The organism is Psychromonas algarum (genome assembly GCF_004376845.1).
GTDB lineage: Bacteria > Pseudomonadota > Gammaproteobacteria > Enterobacterales > Psychromonadaceae > Psychromonas.
In genome coordinates, this window is record NZ_SNUW01000005.1 from 42509 (window position 1) to 63644 (window position 21136).

A 21136-nucleotide genomic window follows, 5' to 3' on the forward strand; every position below is an offset into this window, starting at 1 on the left:
AAATAGGTGATCTATTTACTGTGATTGGTATTACTTAGTTGAAAATAAAAATGCCTCATTAATTGAGGCATTTTTTTAATTAAAATTTGTGTTTATATAGAGGACTTATTTTATTTATGTAGTCTGTTTAAAACAATCTCTTAATTGCTTACTTTTCAGAATATATATACAACTCCATACACCAAATACTAACTGTAATGATGCTGTAACTGAATATCTAAAATGCTCTAGTGATAAATAAAATAGTTGAAATGCTAAATCACCGATAACACTTATCACAATCAAATAAAAACAAAATGGCCAGCATTTTATTGCCCAGCTATCTTGTGCGTGTCTTCGTCCTGAAATCAAAAATACAATTAAAGGTAATATGCCCAGAGCAAGCCCTAAATAAAAGTGCGCTTTGTCGGGGTAAAATATATGTAATAGCTTATTACCAGTCTGATGTGATGCAAGAGAGACAATAAGTAACATCCAAGTTCTAGATAAAAAGAGTAAAATATAAAGCAAAACTGCTGGTGCTTTCAAATCCCCTGATTCTGTATAATGCTGTAGGGCGTATAAACGACGTTTCATGGCTAGCTCGATAAAAAATTAATAATACCAATCAACATAAATAGCTTATCTATTTGTTAAAACAGCGCTTTATCGTCGTAAATTTAGTTTAGGGAATTAACCAGTTACATCAGTTTACGTCTTGAATTGAGCTGTTTTTCCAGTACAAAATGTAGATAACATATTTAATGAAATAGGTATAATACTGAAGGTAAGTCATTATATATTGCAATCTAAAGAATAAGAATAGTTTTAAGGAGAATTGATTTCTATATGCTTATGTTGTTACTTTAAAGTTAGCTACATAGTGAAGTGCAATATTAGAGAGGGTAAAGGAAAAAACACCTAAAAAGTTATTAATAGGTGTTTTTATATAGAGACTTAATTTATCGAATTGTACATTCAGTGCAATAGATAAAACGATTTTGTGGGTCATTCAATCGTGTCATAAAATTAATTTCTTTATCTATATCACCCAATAGATTGAGCATAGAAGAAGTTTTAATTAATCCCGTTGGTAATAAGCCCACTGATTTTGAAAATAACTCATTAATAAAGGCTTGTTTTGATGAAACTTGAGGCTCTATTAATAGCACATCATAATCATTTAATTCAGCTATTTCAGCAGCAGAATCAATCGCCGTTTGTAAGTTCCCTAATTTATCTACTAAACCATTTTGAAGGGCATCTACGCCGGTCCATACACGACCTTGAGCAATTTTATCAACTTCTTTTTCTGTTAAGTCTCGTCCTTCTGAAACTACTTTTAAGAAGTTAGCGTAACCATGTTCAATACCAATTTGAAATATTTCTGCCAACTCCGGCGATAGGGGCTGTGTAACACTGATATTAGATAATTCATTTGTACTAACACCATCTTGGTGAATGCCAATTTTATTAAGTGATTTATCTACCGTTGCAAACATACCAAAGATACCTATCGAGCCCGTTAGAGTAGTTGGAGCCGCAATAATTTGGTCTGCTGCTGAAGCGATCCAATAACCACCTGACGCTGCGACAGAGCCCATGGAAACAACCACTTTTTTACCTGTATTTTTTAATGCTAATACTTGTTGTCTTATATTTTCAGAAGCAGCTGCACTTCCTCCTGGTGAATCTATACGTATCACAACAGCTTTAATTTGATCATTATTTAATGCTTGTTTTAATAGTTTATTGAAACTTTTATCCGCAATAGTAGAACCATCTGAATATCCTGAGGCAATTTCACCTGAGGCATAAATTATCGCAATCTTATTATTTGTGTCTGAGCTTGCATATAATGGAGGTAAAGTGGACGCATATTTTTGGTAATCAATGACTTTACTTTCATCAGCTTTAAGTAGTTTGTTTGTGAATGGTTGGTAATATGTCAACTCATCAACAAGGCCTACTGCTAATGCATATTGTGCACTATCCCCTGCATTTTTTATAAGCGCATTTTTGAACTGTTTTAATGTCGGATTGATTGATTGTGCATTTAATTGTGGTACGTTATTGCGCTGTTTTACAACATCAGCAATGTAACCTTGCCATAATTGATTTAACCAATGCCCACTTGCTTCTTTACTATAACTCGACATATCTGTTCTAAGATAAGGTTCAACAAATGATTTATAAGTGCCTACTTTAAAAATATGCGGTGTGATCAGTAAATTATCGATTAAGTCTTTATAATATAGACGGTTAACAGAAAAACCTTGTAATAACACCAAACCATTTGGAGCTAGGGTAATATGGTCTGCATAGCTTGCTAGTTTATATTGTGTTTGAGAATAGTTGTCAGCATAAGCATATACAGGTTTACCTGAAGATTTAAATTCATTAATTGCATTACCAATATCAGATATTTGATTAAGACTTGCAGATTGTAAACCACTTAACTCTAAGATCAGGCCTTTTATTTTGGTATCTTTCTGCGCAAAATTAATCGTATTGATAACTTCTGCTAGTGTGAATTCTTGTGAAAAATCAGGCGCATTATCTGATAATTGTTTTGATATTTGTTGTGATAGGTTAACGGCTTGTTTCTGTTCAACAATTGAACCATTTAAATTAAGTCGTAAATAAGAATTATCTGCTACCGTAACTGCTTCACCTTGATCATTCATTAAAACAAAAATAGTGATTACAATGGCGATAAATATAGTGTTCATTATTAATAAGCGCACCCAGTTGATGAGCTTAAATAACTTGCTAAAAAGTTGTTTAATAAAACGAAATAAAAAAGTCATGGTTTGTCCTTAAACAAGTCCAACATAATAATAGCAATTACAATAAATAACTTACCACTTTACTTGTTAAAGCAGTCCACTTCCTGGTTGTAAATTACGTAAAGGGAATAACCATTTACGTCAAATTACATATTCAATTGAACTGTTTTTTCAGTGAAAAATTTAGATAACATATTTAATGTAATCGGTATAAAGATTAAATTATAGGTAAAAAAAAGCACCGATTAGAATATAATCAGTGCTTTAGTAATAATAATCAATTGTTTAGTTTAAAAGCTTGATGTATCAACAAATAAACCAACTTTTAAATCTTCTGCTGTATAGATCACTTTACCATCAACTTCAACAACACCATCAGCAATACCCATTACTAACTTACGCATGATTAGGCGTTTCATTGTAATGCGGTATGTTACTTTTTTAGCTGTTGGAAGTACTTGACCAGTAAATTTAACATTACCTACGCCCAGAGCACGACCTTTACCAGGACCACCGCTCCATCCAAGGAAAAATCCAACTAGTTGCCACATTGCATCAAGACCTAAACATCCAGGCATTACTGGATCATTTGGGAAGTGACATTGGAAGAACCAAAGTGCTTTATCGATATCTAGTTCAGCGATTAGTTCACCTTTACCGTGTTCACCACCATCTTCAGTGATGCTAATAATGCGGTCTAGCATTAACATATTATCAATTGGTAATTGGCAGTTGCCTTCGCCAAATAATTCACCTTGACCACATTTGATTAATTCTTCTTTATTGTAAGAGTTTTTACCCAACTCTTTTTGAGATACGATTTTAGTCATAATTGCTGTTCTTATAATAATGGTTAAGGTGAGATAATAAATAATAACATTTATTATCGCGAAATAATGAGCGCCATACTTTATATTAGGCTCTAAAAACAATCAAGAGCAATCAAAGTCCTTGATAATATTTTGTTTTTTTTAAAACATTTAACGGAATATAGAGCCTATTAATCGAGAAAACAAACTATTGGACGTTTCATCCATCTCTTCTTTGGCAGCGGTTTCTATTCTTAAGTTAATTGCATCAAGTACTTCTTTAAACGTTTTATTTAATAAAAGAGGATAGGCTTGATGGCAATGGGAAATAGCATGGATAACTATTTTTCCTGATTCAACTAATGCTAAGGTTTTAATATTTAAGGTTAAATTTATTTGGTTTGCTTTAGGCATTACAATTAATACAGGTTCTTTTAATAAATCTAACTCAAATAATCGAGTAACAGCTTCAATTTTTTGCTTAATACCGCCAATAGGAAGCACGTTTCCATGTTGATCTAATGACCCAGTTACAAATATATTCTGCTTAACAGGAAATTGAGCATAACAAGAACTGACCGCAATAAGAATGGCAAGTGATGCACTATCACCATCGCACTCTTGATAAGATTGCTCAAAGACTAAATTACATGAATAAGGGAAAGCGTTAATGTGACTAAAAAAATGATTCAAATAACCTTGTACAATTAAAGTGCTTTTTGCGTGAATATTGCCTGCTAATTCAACCTTACGTTCAACATCTATAATTTCACCATCACCGATCATATCACTGGCTGAAATTCTAAATACCTCACCAAACTCACATGGATAACCTAATAATTCGACGACGGATAGACCGTTAATTTGTCCTATTTTTTGACCTGATAATTGTAAATTTACTTGGCCTTCAATAAGTGATTGTTCGCTGTATTTTCTGGCTAATGATTGAGCTTGCTCAACCTCTTCAAAATAAGCAATTAAATCTTCTTTTGTAACCTGATTATTATCATTAAATAAACTTGAGTATTGTAATGTTTGTTGGATTAACTCAGGTGAAAACAATAGCTGTTGCTGATGTTGACATTGTACGGAGAGAAAATCTAACAGTGTTGCCAATACTGATTGTTCAAGTGGTTTGATTCCTAATTCACTGGCCGCTCGATGACAATAACTTGCAATGGCATTAATTGAATGCTGAGAGACAGGTACTTGACCAGCTAATTCACAAAATAAAGAGGTGACTTGAGAGTATTCAGGGTCAATTTGGATTAACTCTTCAAGTTGTAAACGACTTGCGACTAAGATTATTTTGGTATTAATGGCTTGTGTTGTTAAGTCCGGTAATACTTGTTTTATCTTTTCGGCATTAACTGCATCACTTGCCTGTAAATAGCCACGTTGTAAAACAGATTTGAGCATAAACCATAAATTAGGATCAACTAACAATGGGCTTATATTTAGTATAAGTAGGCCATCGCTATATTTTGTTAATTCACCATCAGCTAATTTTAACTCAGCTTCATTGATAACAGATAAACGTCCAAATAAAGTTTCTTGATTATAGCTAAGTAAATATTTACTCGATAACGTACTAGGAATGATTTGTTGTAGCATTTGTGTTGCTGCTGCCCAATAACGGCTATTAACTAGCAACAATTGAGTAGGTAATTTTAGATAGTGAGTAACAATAGAAATAGCATCAGGAAACAAAAGCGCCGATTCATTGAATTCAGATGTGCTGTCATTTTGTAAATAACTTTCTAAATAGTTATCAAAATTAGGGGCACACTGTTGAGTTGTTAATGGCTGAACAGGCACGGTATTCATTTGATCATTTTGGTTAGAGGTATTGTTTGATGTTAAAGGGGAAATGTTATCTACCAAAATGTATGCTCTAGTTAAAGTTTAAAAGAAAGCAATTTAGCACATTCCTCTCTAATTAGTTAACAATTAAAATAGCCTTATAGTTTAAAACCTTTTACTTTTTGTTTTTGATATTTAATTTCACATTCAGGACAACGTTGCATTGTTGGATTTTTAAATAATTCATCAACATCTAAATCTTCTTCGCAGTCTGAACATAAGCCGTATAACCCTAACTCCATTCCTTGTAATGCTGCATCGATACTTTGAATTTTGAGTTTGTAGAGGTTAAGTGAGTGACTTTCACTATGAACTAAATTAGAAATTAATGTATCAGCACTCATTGAATCAATTTGCTCAACTAAATCGTTTAAGTTCTTTTTCGAAGAAATACTTAAACGTGTTTTTACTTTTTCTTTTAATAAAGCAAATTCAGCTAATAAGCCTTGTTGTAGAAGTTGTTGTTGTTCTGCTGTAATCGCTTGCATAAAAATATCCCGCTTAACTTATGTTGACTTCATCATAAGTGAGAAGATTTTAAAGGTAATGATTTATATCAAATTAACTTCGCTTGATTTGCACGGTAAGCTATTGATTGACTTGGATCAGTAATTTTTTTTGGATTACTTATTTTATTTTTAATCTAGCTATGGACTCAGACATTTAAACAGCAAAATAAGTCTTAATAGAACCTTTTTATACACTATATTATTTTAAAAATTGATTTGAAGTATAAAATAGAAAAGTATGACTTTGCATATAAGAGAACTCTGTTAGAATTAAATGGAATATAGATTTAAACAAATGGAATATGAGTTGGTAAAATTATGAAATTGCAACAACTGCGTTATATTGTCGAAGTACTAAACCATAACTTGAATGTTTCAGCAACAGCTGAAAACTTATTTACTTCACAACCAGGGATCAGTAAACAAGTCCGTATGTTAGAAGATGAATTGGGTATTCAAATTTTTGAACGTAGCGGAAAGCATCTAACTAAAGTGACTCCTGCAGGGCAAGAAATTATACGTTACTCAACTGAAATATTAGGAAAAGTTGAAAGTATTAAAGCTGTTGCAAATCAATACACTATGCCTGATCAAGGTACATTAAATATTGCTACTACTCATACACAAGCTCGTTATGCATTACCTGAAGTCATTAACGGCTTTATGAAACGTTACCCAAAAGTTTCATTACATATGCATCAAGGAACACCAACTCAAATTAGTGAATCAGTGGTGAAAGGTAAAACAGATTTTGCAATTGCTACTGAAGCCTTACATTTGTATCAAGATTTGATCATGTTGCCTTGTTATCATTGGAATCGCTCTGTGATCGTTCCTAAAGATCACCCGCTAGCACAAATAAAAGAGCTAACCATTGATGATATTGCTAAATATCCGATTGTTACTTATGTCTTTGGCTTTACAGGGCGATCTGAATTAGATGATGCTTTTAATGCGGCAGGTTATAAACCAAATGTTGTATTTACAGCGACTGATGCTGATGTCATTAAAACTTACGTCCGTCTTGGTTTAGGGGTTGGTGTTATTGCTTCAATGGCAATTAATCCTGACGATGATTTCTGTGTATTTGATGCAAGCCATTTGATTAAATCAAGCTTAACAAGTATTGGATTTAGAAAGGGCTCTTTCTTACGAGATTACATGTACGACTTCATGGTTCGTTTTGCACCACATCTAAATAGACCATTAGTTGAGAAAGCGATTCAATTAAAATATGCAGTGGAAGTAAATAAATTATTCGAAGATATTGAATTACCAACTCGTTAATTTATTTAAAACAGTTATATATTTAGCCCAATAATATTAATTATTGGGCTTTTTTAGATATGCGTTTATCGCAATCATAATACATAGCTTATCTATTTTTTATTAAGTTTACTTAATACGGGCAATATTCTACTGACTTTATCAAAACATTCTTTGTATTCACTCTCAACGCGTGAGTCTGCAACGATTCCTCCACCTGCCCAACAATAAATATGTTGTTGATGACAGACTAAAGTACGGATGGTGATGCTGCTATCCATATCGCCATTGCCATTAACATAAGCAATACTGCCACAATAAATTTCACGTTTGTATTTTTCTAATTCACAAATAATTTCCATGGATCTTATTTTAGGCGCGCCAGTAATTGATCCCCCCGGGAAACAAGCTCTGAGCAGGTCTTCACAGCTATATGGTTTATCTAATACACCCGTTACTGTACTTACTAAATGATGAACAGCAGGAAAACTTTCAATAGTAAATAGATATGGCACGGCAACACTGCCCGGAGTACAAACCCTACCAATGTCGTTACGTAATAAATCAACAATCATTAAATTTTCGGCTTGGTCTTTTTCAGAGTTTAATAGTTGCTGTTTGTTTAATAAATCTTGTTTGGGATCAGTATCTCGAGGCATGGTACCTTTGATTGGTTTACTTTGTACTTTATTACCTGACAATAATAGAAAGCGCTCAGGAGAAACCGATATAATGACTTGTTCTGGTAAACGGATGAATGCAGCAAAGGGCGCTTTGTTTTCAGATAATAAAGCTTGATAAGCTTGATACTCATCACCTGCATATTTGGCTTGAAAACGCTGTGCTAAATTTACCTGATAACAATCGCCATTAAGAATATATTGCTGAATTTTTTCAAAAGATTGGCGATATTCAGATTCAGTGTAATTTTCATTCCATTCTTCAGTTAGATAGAAATCGTGAGCATTGCCACTTGTTAAATTTTCAAGTTGAGAGTAACGATCATGCCACAATTCATTAACACTCTTTTCTTGGTTTTTTGTTTGATGTTGCATGAGATAATATTGGTTATCTTTTAGATTATAAAGAATTGCCCAATCATAAAATCCGCAATAAAAAGCACCTAAATCTAACCCAGTATTTACCTTGTTTTTATGTAAAGACTCGAACAACTCGCCCATTTCATATTGGTAAGCGGCAATCACTCCACCAGTAAAAGGGTATTCACTTTCATCTAATGCATGAAAAAGTTGTTGTCGTAATCTTGACTGAGCCGCCAATGGATCTCGACCCATGTCAGTTGTTGTCTCTCTAATGCGATCATGAAACAGTGTTCTTCCATTTGATTCAGTTAATGTTGCGATGGGTTGAGCTGTGTAAATAGACCAATTGCTGTCCACGTGCTGCAAGCTAGCTGACTCTAAAAACATCGTCCAATCCAAAGATGAAAGATGTTGTTTTATGTTTAGCATTGTCTTTTCTGAAAAGAAGAGAGGTTTTATGAGTATATTAGTTGTTCTATCTGTCATTTTTTATATTCAGCAACATTTTTGTAACAAAAGTTAAGAGGATAAGTGTTACAATAATATCATTATTTTATAGATAACTGTTTACTATTTATTTGGAGCGACTGATGACAGTCATTAAAGAACTTGATTTTATTAATAGCGTAAAAAACGCATTACAATTCATCTCTTATTATCATCCGTTAGATTTTATTCAAGCAATGGATAAAGCATATCAAGCAGAAAAAAACCCTGCTGCTAAAGATGCGATTGCACAAATCTTAATTAATTCACGTATGTCTGCAGAAGGCAAACGACCTATCTGTCAAGATACAGGCATAGTGACTGTATTTGTAAAAATTGGTATGAAAGTTAGCTTTGATACTGAGTTAACAGTTCAAGAGTTAGTTGATGAGGGGGTTCGTCAAGCTTATAACGAACAATCAAATCCATTACGTGCTTCTATTGTTGCAGACCCTGCGGGTGCTCGTAAAAATACTAAAGACAACACACCTTCAGTTGTTCATGTTGAAATGGTTAAAGGCAATAAAGTTGAAATCATGGTTGCGGCTAAAGGCGGTGGCTCTGAAAACAAATCAAAAATGGCAATGTTAAATCCATCTGATTCAATTGAAGATTGGATTGAAAGAACCGTACCAACCATGGGCGCAGGTTGGTGTCCTCCTGGTATGTTGGGAATAGGCATTGGTGGAACGGCTGAAAAAGCGGCTGTGATGGCAAAAGAATCATTAATGGAACCGGTAGATATTTTTGATTTACAAGAAAAAGCACAAACATCAGCAGAGTCACTTTCTACAGATGAAAAGTTACGTTTAGAAATATTTAAACGTGTTAATAATTTAGGTATTGGGGCGCAAGGCCTAGGTGGTTTAACAACAGTTTTAGATATTAAAATTAAAAGTTGTCCAACTCACGCGGCTTCAAAACCTGTTGTTATGATCCCTAACTGCGCAGCAACAAGACACGCACACTTTTTCTTAGATGGTTCCGGCGAAGCTATTTTAACGCCACCATCATTAGATCAATGGCCAGAAATTACACGTGAAGTAGGTGAGAATGTTAAACGTGTTAATGTCAATAACATTACTAAAGAAGAGATGAGTGATTGGAAGAGCGGTGATACGTTATTACTTTCAGGAAAAATATTAACGGGACGAGATGCCGCACACAAACGTATTCAAGAATTAATCACTTCAGGCAAAGGTTTACCAGAAGGAGTTGATTTTAAAGGTCGTTTTATTTATTACGTTGGACCTGTTGATGCAGTCCGTGACGAAGTGGTAGGGCCAGCAGGTCCGACAACCGCGACGCGTATGGATAAATTTACTGATTTCATGTTACAAGAAACGGGTTTAATAGGCATGATTGGTAAATCTGAACGTGGACAACAAACTGTTGATTCTATTGCAAAACATAAATCAGTTTATTTAATGGCCGTGGGTGGTGCTGCTTACTTAGTTGCAAAAGCAATTAAAAAATCACGTGTTGTCGCATTTGCTGATTTAGGAATGGAAGCTATTTATGAGTTTGATATTGAAGATATGCCTGTAACTGTTGCCGTTGATAGTTTAGGAAATAATGTTCATGAGCAGGGACCTGCTATTTGGAAAGCAAAAATTGCTGAATTAGACAGCAAATTATCAGAATAATGACTAAATAGATTGCTTGAAATAGTAGTAATGGTATAAAGCATTAAATGAAATTTTTTTGTCACCTGTAATAAAGGAATTAGTATGTTTGAACAAGTAAGCATGGCACCTGCGGATCCTATCTTAGGCCTAACTGATGCATTTAAAAAAGACGAACGCGCTCATAAAATCAATCTAGGTGTTGGTATTTATAAGAATGAATTGGGACAAACCCCAATTCTTGCGACAGTGAAAGAAGCTGAAAAACGTTTACTTGCTGAAGAAACAACTAAGAGTTACTTAACTATCGAAGGTATCGCTGCTTACGGGCAAGCAATTCAAGCTTTATTATTTGGTAAAGAGTCTGAAATCATAACTTCTAATCGAGCTCGTACAGCACAAGTACCTGGTGGTACTGGCGCACTTCGTACAGGTGCAGATTTTGCAGTTAAACACTTAGGCATTAAAAAGATTTGGGTAAGTAATCCAACTTGGGCAAATCACGGTAACGTTTTTAAAACTTCTGGTTTAGAAGTTGCTAGTTATGACTATTACGATGCTGCAACTAAAGATATGGATTTTGATGCTATGGTAGCCTCTCTTAAATCTGTTGAAGCAGGTGATATGGTATTGTTCCATGGCTGTTGTCATAACCCAACGGGTATTGACCCAACAACAGAACAATGGGAAGTGCTAGCTAAATTAGTTGCTGAATTAGGTGCGATTCCATTCTTTGATTTTGCTTACCAAGGTTTTGGTAAAGGTGTTGAAGAAGATGCGCAAGGTTTACGTTTATTTGCTCAATATAACAAAGAATTATTGATTGCTAATTCATTCTCTAAAAACTTTGGTTTATACAATGAACGTGTTGGTGGCATTACTTTAGTTGCGGCGACAAGTGATATTGCAGATGCAGCATTTAGCCAAGTTAAGTCTGGTATCCGTAGTAACTACTCTAATCCACCTGCACACGGTGCTTCTGTTGTAACTACTATTTTAAATGATGCTGATTTATACGAGCAGTGGATTCAAGAAGTGGCTGAAATGAGAGAACGTATTCAAGAAATGCGAGATCTATTTGTAGCGACGTTAAAAGAAAAGGGCGTTAAAGGTGACTTTAGCTTTATTAGCCGTCAATCTGGAATGTTCTCGTTCTCTGGTTTAACCGTTGCGCAAGTAAATCGATTAAAAGAAGAATTTGCTGTATATATTGTAGGTTCAGGCCGTATCTCTGTAGCAGGTATGACTAAAAACAATATGCAACCATTATGTGATGCACTAGCAAAAGTGATTAATTAAGTTAATTAAGTACTTATGTTAATTTATTACATTGCCATTTAAATTTTTAAGCCTCATGGTTATTTGTCATGAGGCTTATTCGTATTAAATTTACTAATTTCTATTCATTTATGCATGTAAAATGAATACTAGCTAGACATAAAACCAAGTTTTAGTCTTTGTTATTGATTATTTTTCTTTAAATGTTAAACATTATAATCAATACCTTGCTTTCATCCTGTTTATCTATTTATTGTAAAGTCTATAAATATTTGAACGGTATAACATAATAGAGATCTATGAGTAATAAAATTAATCAAAGCCTTTTGTTTTTAAAGAAGCTAAAAAAACTACCAATATCAGCCGATAATGTGAGTTGCTTATTAACAACAAAAGCATTTAAAACCGAACTATTCAAGCAGATTCAATCAGCTACAAAACGCATCTATATTGCTGCTTTGTACTTGGAAGCAGATGAAGCCGGAAATGAAGTTTTAGAAGCTTTATATGCAGCAAAAGACAGACATCCCGAAATGGATATTGCTATCTGTATTGATTTTCACCGAGCTCAACGAGGTTTAATTGGTTCAGAAAAGGGTGGAGATACCAATACCACTTGGTATCAGAAGGTTGCCGCATTAAAAGGTCAAGGTGTTAAGATCTTTGGTTTACCTGTAAAAAGAAAAGAACTTTTTGGTGTACAGCATCTTAAAGGTTTTATTTTTGATGATATTGTTTTTTATAGCGGTGCAAGTATTAATAATATCTATTTAAATCAACAAGAAAGATATCGATTTGATCGCTATTGGATAATCCAAGATCAAGCACTAGCTGATTCTATGGTCGACTATTTACAAAATATAATTATCGATAGTGATGCCGTAGTTGAGTTAAATTCAGAAAAAGTTCCAAGATTTAATGAATTAAAAAAAGAGCACAAAACATTAAGCCGTAATTTGAAATCATCTGGGTATAAATTTGAGCATACCAAGACAGATGGACTTGCTATTAGACCGCTTACAGGTATTGGTAGTAGTAAAAATATATTAAATAAAGTTATTAGAGCTGTTTTTGAATCAACAGAAAAAGAACTGATATTATTTACACCTTACTTTAATTTACCTACAGTATTAGCGCGTGATATTTCAACTTTATTAAAACGTAATGTGAATATTACAATTGTTGTTGGTGACAAGACGGCTAATGATTTTTATATTCCTGAAGATCAACCGTTCAAAACGATTGCAGCATTACCTTATTTATATGAAGTTAATTTACGCAATTTTGCGAAAAAACATCATACATCTATTTTACAAGGTAATTTAAAATTACACCTTTGGAAACATGATACAAATAGTTTTCATTTAAAAGGTGTTTATTCTGATCATCGATATTCTTTATTAACGGGTCATAATTTAAACCCAAGAGCATGGCGCTTAGATTTAGAAAATGGTTTGTTAGTTGATGATCCAGAACAAAAACTAGCTTCTTTGATGGATGCTGAATTAGCAAATATTCTTGAACACACTCGTCTTATTACTGATTATAAACAAATTGACGATTTAACAACTTATCCTGAAAAAGTGAAACAACTTATTTCTAGATTAAGACGTATCAAAGCAGATAAAATTATCAAAGGTATTATTTAGTGTTGATTATTGCGTCCTATCTATTGTTGGGCGCCGTTGCAGGGCTTGTTGCAGGTGTATTTGGATTAGGTGGGGGCATTGTTATTGTGCCCACTTTAATTTTTACTTTTACCTTTTTGAACTTTGATCCACAAGTCTTAACACATTTAGCCATTGGTACTTCTTTAGCTTCAATTATTTTCACTTCACTTAGTGCTATTTGTATCCACCATAAACATGCAGCCATTGATTGGTCATTAGCACTAAAACTCTCAATAGGCATGTTTATTGGAGGTTTGTTTGGTGCTTACGTTGCAGACCTCATCAGTGGTGAAACCTTACAAGGCATTTTTGCTTGTTATGCTATTTTTGTTGCTATCCAAATGTGGTTTTCATTAACGCCCAAAGGGACTTATAGTTTACCGAGGCAACTAGGTTGTACTTTATTAGGCTCTTCAATAGGGTTTATTTCAGGACTCTTTGGTATTGCAGGTGGCTCTTTAGTGGTGCCTGTTCTGGCTTTTTATAAAATAAATATTAGTAAAGCAATTGCTACCTCATCAGTAACTGGTTTTCCTATTGCTGTATCTGGTGCATTAGGTTATTTATGGATGGGCAGAGATGCTGTTAATTTACCTGAACATACGGTAGGTTATATTTATTGGCCTGCATTAGTGGGGATTGTGGTAACAAGTACTTATTTTGCAAAGGTTGGCGCAAAGCTTGCTCATGGTTTAAACCCTGCTATTTTAAAAAAATTATTTTCAGTACTCATGGTGTTAGTTGCAACCGAACTCCTTTTTTCTTAATAACCAATACAGTTTATGTGATGAGTAGGGTAAATATTCGCTAATTTGCTGACTATTTAATCGTTTAGATTCAAACACTAATTTATTTATTGAATTATGTTTTGGCTTACGTATAATCCCTCGCATCAAGTGTTAAAGCTTGATGCAGTGACAATGGTAGGCTTCTTGGTTTCTCGCATTGATAACTTATTAACCTGGTCAGAGCCGGAAGGCAGCAGCCATAGTAGGTGATTCAAGTGCCGAGGGTTAGCTGGGAAGTCTACCACCCACCTATTTACATCATTATTAGCTTCTAAAGGTCTAATTATGACGCAGTATAATTCTCGATTTGATACCTCACTTAAAGCAAAACATTTCTTACCTAAATATTGGGGAACTTGGTTTTTATTAGCTCTATTATTCATATTCAGTTATGTGCCAGTTAGACTGAAAGACACCTTTGCCGCTTGGCTTGCTAACCGCCTTTATAGTACGAAGTTATTAGATAAACGAAAACGGATCGCATTTATCAATTTAGGCCTTTGTTTTCCTGAATATACAGAGCAAGAAAAAGACACTTTAATGCGTGAAAATTTTCGTTCTGTTGCTCAGATAGCACTTTCATTAGGTGAAATTGCATTTCGTAGTAAAGCTCACTTACGCAACAGAATTAATTTCATTGGTGAAAACTTTGTGAAAGAAGCAGAAGCAGAAGGCAAAGCGATTATCTTTTTAGCTCCTCACTGTTATGGAGTTGATTTTGCTGGTGTAGCGGCTATTTCTGCTCGAGGTTATCCTTTATCAAGCATGTTTAATGACTACAAAAATCCTATTTTTGATTGGTTTGTAACAAATTATAGAACCCGTTTTAGTCGTTTAAATGACAAAGGTACTCTTTATCATCGTAGTGAAGGGTTAAAACCTTGTATTAAAAGCTTACGTGATAAAGCTCATTTTTATTACTTACCAGATGAAGATCATGGTCGAGCTAATAGCTTATTCTCTAATTTTTTTGCTACACAAAAAGCAACACTGCCTGTTATTGGCCGTTTGGCAAAATTAGGAAAGGCTATCGTGATCCCAACGTATACTTCTTATAATGCTAAAACCGGTAAAGTTGATGTTATTTGTCATGCTCCTTTAAAAGCAATTCCAACTGGTGATGAGCAGCAAGATACCGATTTAATGAATGCAGCAATAGAAGCCGTTGTTAATGAAAATAGAGCGCAGTACATGTGGACTTTAAAATTATTTAAAACTAGACCTGAAGAGGATTTAAAAATTTATAAGTAATCTTATTATTCGCATAAAAAAACAGGCCATGAGCCTGTTTTTTTATCTCTAGACTTTATTGAGCGTTGATTCTTTGCCCTGTAATATCAAGACTCTGATCACCTAATAAATATAAATAAGCAGCTAGTATTTGTTCCGGTGTTTTTAATAAACTGCTATCTTCAGCTGGAAAAGCACTTGCTCGCATTGCTGTTTTTGTTGCACCAGGATTAATCGAATTGAAGCGTAGCTTAGTGCCTTCGTATTCATCTGCAATAACCTGTACCATTCCTTCCGTTGCAAACTTAGAGACGCTATATGAGCCCCAATATGCTCTTCCTTTATTGCCTACACCTGAAGTGGTAAAGATAGTACTTGCTTGTGGTGCTTTTTCTAATACAGGAATGAGATATTTAGTCATTAAAAATGCAGCGTTGACATTAACATGCATAACTTCATTCCACATTTTACTTTCAATTTGCGTAAAAGGGCTCAATACACCTAACTTACCTGCATTGTGTACTAACCCATCTAACTGACCGTATTCACGTAATATAGTGTCAGCTAGATCTTGATAATGTTCTTCAGTAGCACCTAATAAATCTACAGGTAAAATAGCTGCTGATTGTTTGTTTAATGCTTCAATTTGATCATAAACAGCTTCTAATTTTTTTACTGTTTTCCCCAATAAAATAACTGCTGCACCTAGTTCGGCACATTTGATTGCTAGTGCTTTTCCAATACCGTCTCCAGCACCCGTTATTAGAATGGTTTTATTTTCTAGTAAATTATCTGGGGCAATATAATCCATTTATTATTCTCTTTAAGACAAAAAAATTGCATCATAGCTTTTTTTTAAAAAAAACTCACAAACTCTTTTGTAGGTTGCGACATTTTTTGTCATTATGAAGGAGAAAATACTATAAAGAGGATTTACTTTGGAATTTCTATTTGAATATGGGCTTTTTCTTGCAAAAGCCATTACATTTGTTATCACTGTGATCGCTATATTAATAGCGATTATTGCATTAACTAGCAAACAAAAATCTAAAAAAGGTGAGCTAGAAATAATCGACTTATCAGAACAGATTAATGACACAAAAAAATCAATTACAGAACAATTATTGTCATCAGTTCAACTAAAAGCAAAACATAAAGAAGATAAAAAAGCATTAAAAGCAGAGCAGAAAAAAGACAAAGCTTTGGCTAAAAAAGAACCTTCAAGCGAATTAACGCCACAAGTATATGTGATTGATTTTAAAGGCAGTATTGATGCAAAAGAAGTGGCCTCATTACGTGAAGAAATTACAGCTATATTAAGCGTCGCTACTGATAAAGATGAAGTTTTTGTTCGTCTTGAAAGTGGTGGCGGTATGGTCCATGGTTATGGCTTGGCAGCATCACAACTGCAGCGTCTAAAAGATAAAAATATTCCATTAACTATTTCAGTAGATAAAGTGGCTGCAAGTGGTGGTTATATGATGGCGTGTGTCGCAGATAAAATTATTGCGGCTCCTTTCTCAATCATAGGCTCTATAGGCGTTATCGCACAGATCCCCAACTTTAATAAACTACTAAAAAAACACGATGTAGAATTTGAGCAATTAACCGCGGGGCAATATAAACGTACATTAACTATGTTTGGTGAAAATGACGATCTAGGCAGAGAAAAATTTAAGCAAGAGTTAGAAGAAACACATCAATTATTCAAACACTTTGTCAGTGAACATCGCCCTCAACTAAATATAGAAAAAATAGCAACAGGTGAGCATTGGTATGGTACTCAAGCGATAGAGTTAGCACTCGTTGATGTTATTCAAACAAGCGATGACTATTTATTAGAAAGTAATGAAGCAAAACACATTGTTCAAGTACGTTATCAAAAAAGTAAAAAACTATCTGAAAAATTAGGTAAGAGTGTCGCATTATCAGTTGAAAGTAGTTTATTAAGCTTGATGCAAACAAACATTTCTAGAATGTTTAAATAGCTTTCTGGGTTGAAATAACGTAAAAAGCCGACTATTACTCAGTCGGCTTTTTCTTTTTAATTATCCAAAAAATAAAAAATAGGTTGCTATTAGTTGAAAGTTTGGATTATATAAAAAGAGAAATTCATTGGATGAGTTAACATTCTTTCTAAGACAAGACTATTTAGGTATTAAAGAAATATGAGCAAATCTCTGGTTATCGTAGAATCACCTGCCAAAGCAAAAACGATCAATAAATATTTAGGCAAAGATTTTATTGTTAAATCAAGTGTTGGCCACGTACGTGATTTACCGACAAGTGGTAGTGCCAAAAAATCAATTGATGCTAAAAAGAAAAAATCTTTAGCAGGATTAACTCCCGCTCAAAAAGCAAAGGAAACTGCAAAACGTACACAGGCGGCTTTGATCACTCGAATGGGTATCAATCCAAATAAAAACTGGGAAGCAAATTATGAAATATTACCCGGTAAAGAAAAGGTGGTTGATGAATTAAAAAAATTAGCGGTTGATGCGCCAACTATCTATCTCGCAACCGATTTGGATAGAGAGGGGGAAGCAATTGCATGGCATCTAAGAGAAATTTTAGGTGGAGATGAAAGTAAATATCAACGTGTTGTATTTAATGAAATTACTGAATCTGCTATCCAAGAAGCATTTAAACATCCTACTGAGTTAAATATCGATGGGGTTAATGCACAACAAACTCGTCGATTTTTAGACAGACTTGTTGGATTCATGGTTTCTCCGCTACTTTGGAAAAAAGTGGCGCGTGGTTTATCTGCTGGTCGAGTTCAGTCTGTTGCGGTTAAATTATTAGTAGAACGTGAGCGTTTAATTAAAGCTTTTAATCCTGTCGAATTTTGGGATCTACATGCTCAAACAATCTCACAAGATAAAACAGAATTACGTTTAGAAGTTTATAAACATAATGATAAAACCTTTTCGCCTGTTACAGAAACTGAAACATTAGTCGCAGTTGATGCGTTGAAAGAAGCGTCTTTTGTCCTTCATTCTCGTGAAGATAAACCAACCAAAAGTAAAGCCAGCGCTCCATTTATTACTTCAACACTACAACAAGCTGCGAGCACTCGTTTAGGTTTTGGCGTTAAAAAAACAATGATGCTAGCACAGCGTTTGTATGAAGCGGGTTATATTACCTACATGCGTACGGACTCAACCAACCTGAGTAAAGATGCCGTTGAATCAGCTCGTGAATTTATTGAAAAAGAGTTTGGTAGTAATTATTTACCCGACACTGCAGTTTCATACAGCAGTAAAGCTGGCGCACAAGAAGCGCATGAAGCGATACGTCCATCTGATGTATTACAACGAGCTGAGTTAATTGATGTTGCAGATAAAGATGCAAAACGACTTTATGAATTAATTTGGCGTCAATTTCTTGCATGTCAGATGCTACCTGCATTATACGATTCATCGACGTTGATTATTCAGGCAGGGGATTACAAACTACGTGCAAAAGGACGTACTTTGCGTTTTGCAGGTTGGACTAAAGCTCAACCAGTGACTAAAAGTAAAGCTGATGAAGTTAATTTACCTGACTTGAAAGTAGGTGAAACATTATCTTTAGTAGAGTTAGAGCCTCTTCAACATTTTACAAAACCACCTGCACGTTTCTCTGAAGCCGCACTAGTCAAAGAGTTAGAAAAACAGGGGATTGGTCGACCATCAACTTACGCGAGTATTATTTCAACGATTCAAGATCGTGGTTATGTGAAAGTTGATAAACGTCGTTTCTTTGCAGTTAAAATGGGTGAAATTGTTACCGACCGTTTAACTGAAAACTTTACCGACCTAATGAGTTATAACTTTACGGCTGCAATGGAAGAAAACCTAGATGCCATTGCTGAAGGTAAAGCTGATTGGCACAAAGAACTAGATCGTTTTTATAAAAACCTAACAACACAACTTGATACCGCTGAATTACCTGTTGAAGAAGGTGGTATGCGCCTAAATGAACCTGTGATCATTAAGGAAGTATCATGCCCAACATGTGAAAGACCAATGGGAATACGTACAGCAAGTACAGGTGTTTTCCTAGGTTGTTCTGGTTATGCTTTGCCACCTAAAGAGCGTTGTAAAACAACTATCAATCTAGTGGATGGTGAAGAAGTAGAAGATATTCTAAGTTCAGAAGATTTAGAAACTGCTGCATTAATGGCTAAACAGCGTTGTCCTAAATGTGATACTGCGATGGATAGTTATCTCATTGATGAAACTCGTAAACTGCATGTGTGTGGTAATAATCCACTATGTGATGGGCATACTGTGGAAGTCGGTGAGTTTAAAATCAAAGGTTATGATGGCCCGGTTGTTGAATGTGACAAGTGTGGCGCTGATATGCAGTTAAAAGATGGCCGCTTTGGTAAATACATGGATTGCACAAGTGAAGAGTGTAAAAACACACGTAAGATTTTACGAAGTGGTGAAGTTGCTCCTCCAAAGGAAGACGCTGTTCATTTACCTGAATTAGAGTGTGAACAAAGTGATGCTTATTTCATTCTTCGAGATGGTGCTGCCGGTATTTTCTTAGCTGCAAGTACTTTCCCGCGTTCTCGTGAAACTAGAGCACCTAAAGTTATCGAACTTGCACAATTTAGAGATAGAATCTCTGAGAAATTTTATTATTTAGCTGATGCCCCACAAAAAGATCCTGATGGAAATTTAGCTGTTGTACGCTATAGCCGTAAAAATAAAGAGCAATATGTCATGACGGAGATAGATAAAAAAGCAACAGGTTGGACGGCAAAATATGTTGATAATAAATGGGTAGAAGAGATCCCTAAAAAGAAAATCGCTAAAAAAACGAAAGCAAAAAAATAAACTAAGTTAATTATTTGGTTTTTTAAAATTGGCAGCTTAGGTTGCCATTTTTTTTGCGTACAAAAAAATACAACTTATTGAATGATTTTTATGCAAATAATCAACTAGATAATATTGAACTGATGTTGCTTGTTTAAATTATTAGACATTTGTATATACTAGCATTTTTTAAAAAGGTAATTTGAATGCGCATTGCTTTAGGTATTGAATACGATGGAGCCAATTATTATGGCTGGCAAAGACAAAAAGAAGTTAATTCTGTTCAAGAAGAACTTGAAAAAGCATTGTCAAACATTGCAAATCATACTGTAACAGTCAATTGTGCTGGTCGAACAGATTCAGGTGTTCATGGTACGGGGCAAGTTGTCCATTTTGATACTGAATCAGATCGTCAAATTGGTGCTTGGACATTAGGCGTTAACGCAAAATTGCCAGATGATATTGCTGTTCGCTGGGTTAAACAAGTTGATGATTCGTTTCACGCTCGTTTTAGTGCTACTGCCCGTCGTTATCGCTACATTATTTATAATGGCATTTATCGCCCTGGTATTTTAAGTAAAGGGTTAAGCCATTATCACTGTGATTTAGATGCTGATCTTATGCATAAAGCCGGACAGTTTCTAGTAGGCCAACAAGACTTCACTTCTTTTAGAGCACTACATTGCCAAGCTAATAGCCCAATTAGAACAATTGAATACCTAAACGTTACACGCCATAGCGACTTTATTGTTATTGATATTAAAGCGAATGCTTTTTTACATCATATGGTGCGTAATATTGCTGGCAGCTTAATAGAAATAGGGCAAGGTAAACAACCTGTTGATTGGCTCGCCACTTTATTAACTTACAAAGATCGCTCAAAAGCTGCGGCGACTGCCAAACCAGGTGGTTTATATTTAGTGGAAGTCGATTACCCTAAAGAATTTGAATTACCTAGACCTGCTTGTGGTCCTCTGTTTTTAGACATTTAAT

General features: G+C 34.6%; 16 protein-coding genes and 1 other RNA gene. 10 read left to right on the forward strand and 7 right to left on the reverse strand.

Annotation, left to right across the window (positions count from 1 at the left end):
* Positions 1 to 114 precede the first annotated feature (114 nt).
* The 5 genes from E2R68_RS05385 to E2R68_RS05405 all read right to left on the reverse strand — a co-directional run bounded on the left by E2R68_RS05385 (position 115) and on the right by E2R68_RS05405 (position 5928).
* Positions 115 to 576: a DUF2919 domain-containing protein gene (locus E2R68_RS05385; RefSeq protein ID WP_134276480.1), complete on the reverse strand. Its 462-nt coding sequence runs from the start codon at positions 574 to 576 to the stop codon at positions 115 to 117.
* 365 nt (positions 577 to 941) lie between these two features.
* A complete protein-coding gene (gene sppA / locus E2R68_RS05390; protein WP_134276481.1) occupies positions 942 to 2789 on the reverse strand; it encodes a signal peptide peptidase SppA in 1848 nt (615 codons plus the stop codon).
* A 269-nt stretch (positions 2790 to 3058) separates the two neighbouring features.
* Complete coding sequence (gene fabA, locus E2R68_RS05395; protein ID WP_134276482.1) at positions 3059 to 3598, reverse strand: bifunctional 3-hydroxydecanoyl-ACP dehydratase/trans-2-decenoyl-ACP isomerase; 540 nt, start codon at positions 3596 to 3598, stop codon at positions 3059 to 3061.
* A 150-nt stretch (positions 3599 to 3748) separates the two neighbouring features.
* The gene (locus E2R68_RS05400; RefSeq protein ID WP_243834608.1) at positions 3749 to 5461 is read right to left on the reverse strand and encodes a S16 family serine protease; all 1713 of its coding nucleotides are present in this window, start codon (positions 5459 to 5461) and stop codon (positions 3749 to 3751) included.
* A gap of 77 nt (positions 5462 to 5538) precedes the next feature.
* Positions 5539 to 5928 (reverse strand): TraR/DksA C4-type zinc finger protein, encoded by a 390-nt coding sequence (locus E2R68_RS05405; protein ID WP_134276483.1) that lies wholly within the window; start codon positions 5926 to 5928, stop codon positions 5539 to 5541.
* Positions 5929 to 6267: 339 nt separating this feature from the next.
* On the opposite strand from E2R68_RS05405, the gene cysB reads away from it, so the two are divergent.
* Positions 6268 to 7236: an HTH-type transcriptional regulator CysB gene (gene cysB, locus E2R68_RS05410; RefSeq protein ID WP_134276484.1), complete on the forward strand. Its 969-nt coding sequence runs from the start codon at positions 6268 to 6270 to the stop codon at positions 7234 to 7236.
* 92 nt (positions 7237 to 7328) lie between these two features.
* Here the strand turns inward: cysB and pabB are convergent, their stop codons facing one another.
* Entirely contained in the window at positions 7329 to 8687 is a 1359-nt protein-coding gene (pabB, locus tag E2R68_RS05415; protein WP_243834609.1) for an aminodeoxychorismate synthase component I, read from the reverse strand.
* A gap of 161 nt (positions 8688 to 8848) precedes the next feature.
* Here pabB and E2R68_RS05420 point away from each other — a divergent pair, with 161 nt between their 5' ends.
* The 6 genes from E2R68_RS05420 to lpxM all read left to right on the forward strand — a co-directional run bounded on the left by E2R68_RS05420 (position 8849) and on the right by lpxM (position 15356).
* Positions 8849 to 10390: a fumarate hydratase gene (locus E2R68_RS05420; RefSeq protein ID WP_134276486.1), complete on the forward strand. Its 1542-nt coding sequence runs from the start codon at positions 8849 to 8851 to the stop codon at positions 10388 to 10390.
* 84 nt (positions 10391 to 10474) lie between these two features.
* The gene (locus tag E2R68_RS05425; protein ID WP_134276487.1) at positions 10475 to 11668 is read left to right on the forward strand and encodes an amino acid aminotransferase; all 1194 of its coding nucleotides are present in this window, start codon (positions 10475 to 10477) and stop codon (positions 11666 to 11668) included.
* 278 nt (positions 11669 to 11946) lie between these two features.
* Entirely contained in the window at positions 11947 to 13296 is a 1350-nt protein-coding gene (gene pssA / locus E2R68_RS05430) for a CDP-diacylglycerol--serine O-phosphatidyltransferase (RefSeq protein ID WP_134276488.1), read from the forward strand.
* Positions 13296 to 14084, forward strand: a complete 789-nt coding sequence (locus E2R68_RS05435; protein ID WP_243834610.1) for a sulfite exporter TauE/SafE family protein — start codon at positions 13296 to 13298, stop codon at positions 14082 to 14084. The genes pssA and E2R68_RS05435 overlap by 1 nt, the downstream gene beginning before the upstream one ends.
* Before the next feature lie 162 nt (positions 14085 to 14246).
* Positions 14247 to 14344: signal recognition particle sRNA small type (gene ffs / locus E2R68_RS05440), an RNA gene on the forward strand.
* Positions 14345 to 14390: 46 nt separating this feature from the next.
* Complete coding sequence (gene lpxM / locus E2R68_RS05445) at positions 14391 to 15356, forward strand: lauroyl-Kdo(2)-lipid IV(A) myristoyltransferase (protein ID WP_134276489.1); 966 nt, start codon at positions 14391 to 14393, stop codon at positions 15354 to 15356.
* A gap of 55 nt (positions 15357 to 15411) precedes the next feature.
* Here lpxM and E2R68_RS05450 read toward each other — a convergent pair whose 3' ends face one another.
* Complete coding sequence (locus tag E2R68_RS05450; RefSeq protein ID WP_134276490.1) at positions 15412 to 16146, reverse strand: YciK family oxidoreductase; 735 nt, start codon at positions 16144 to 16146, stop codon at positions 15412 to 15414.
* 127 nt (positions 16147 to 16273) lie between these two features.
* Here E2R68_RS05450 and sohB point away from each other — a divergent pair, with 127 nt between their 5' ends.
* The 3 genes from sohB to truA all read left to right on the forward strand — a co-directional run bounded on the left by sohB (position 16274) and on the right by truA (position 21135).
* Positions 16274 to 17323: a protease SohB gene (gene sohB / locus E2R68_RS05455; RefSeq protein WP_134276491.1), complete on the forward strand. Its 1050-nt coding sequence runs from the start codon at positions 16274 to 16276 to the stop codon at positions 17321 to 17323.
* Between the two features lie 180 nt (positions 17324 to 17503).
* Positions 17504 to 20164: a type I DNA topoisomerase gene (topA, locus tag E2R68_RS05460; protein ID WP_134276492.1), complete on the forward strand. Its 2661-nt coding sequence runs from the start codon at positions 17504 to 17506 to the stop codon at positions 20162 to 20164.
* A 185-nt stretch (positions 20165 to 20349) separates the two neighbouring features.
* Positions 20350 to 21135 (forward strand): tRNA pseudouridine(38-40) synthase TruA, encoded by a 786-nt coding sequence (gene truA / locus E2R68_RS05465; protein ID WP_134276493.1) that lies wholly within the window; start codon positions 20350 to 20352, stop codon positions 21133 to 21135.
* The last annotated feature ends 1 nt before the right edge of the window (position 21136 follow it).

Coding starts and splice junctions, on each gene's coding strand:
- E2R68_RS05385 (WP_134276480.1), bottom strand. CDS start 576: ATGAAACGTCGTTTATACGCCCTACAGCATTATACAGAATCAGGGGAT.
- sppA (WP_134276481.1), bottom strand. CDS start 2,789: ATGACTTTTTTATTTCGTTTTATTAAACAACTTTTTAGCAAGTTATTT.
- fabA (WP_134276482.1), bottom strand. CDS start 3,598: ATGACTAAAATCGTATCTCAAAAAGAGTTGGGTAAAAACTCTTACAAT.
- E2R68_RS05405 (WP_134276483.1), bottom strand. CDS start 5,928: ATGCAAGCGATTACAGCAGAACAACAACAACTTCTACAACAAGGCTTA.
- cysB (WP_134276484.1), top strand. CDS start 6,268: ATGAAATTGCAACAACTGCGTTATATTGTCGAAGTACTAAACCATAAC.
- pabB (WP_243834609.1), bottom strand. CDS start 8,687: ATGCTAAACATAAAACAACATCTTTCATCTTTGGATTGGACGATGTTT.
- E2R68_RS05420 (WP_134276486.1), top strand. CDS start 8,849: ATGACAGTCATTAAAGAACTTGATTTTATTAATAGCGTAAAAAACGCA.
- E2R68_RS05425 (WP_134276487.1), top strand. CDS start 10,475: ATGTTTGAACAAGTAAGCATGGCACCTGCGGATCCTATCTTAGGCCTA.
- pssA (WP_134276488.1), top strand. CDS start 11,947: ATGAGTAATAAAATTAATCAAAGCCTTTTGTTTTTAAAGAAGCTAAAA.
- lpxM (WP_134276489.1), top strand. CDS start 14,391: ATGACGCAGTATAATTCTCGATTTGATACCTCACTTAAAGCAAAACAT.
- E2R68_RS05450 (WP_134276490.1), bottom strand. CDS start 16,146: ATGGATTATATTGCCCCAGATAATTTACTAGAAAATAAAACCATTCTA.
- topA (WP_134276492.1), top strand. CDS start 17,504: ATGAGCAAATCTCTGGTTATCGTAGAATCACCTGCCAAAGCAAAAACG.
- truA (WP_134276493.1), top strand. CDS start 20,350: ATGCGCATTGCTTTAGGTATTGAATACGATGGAGCCAATTATTATGGC.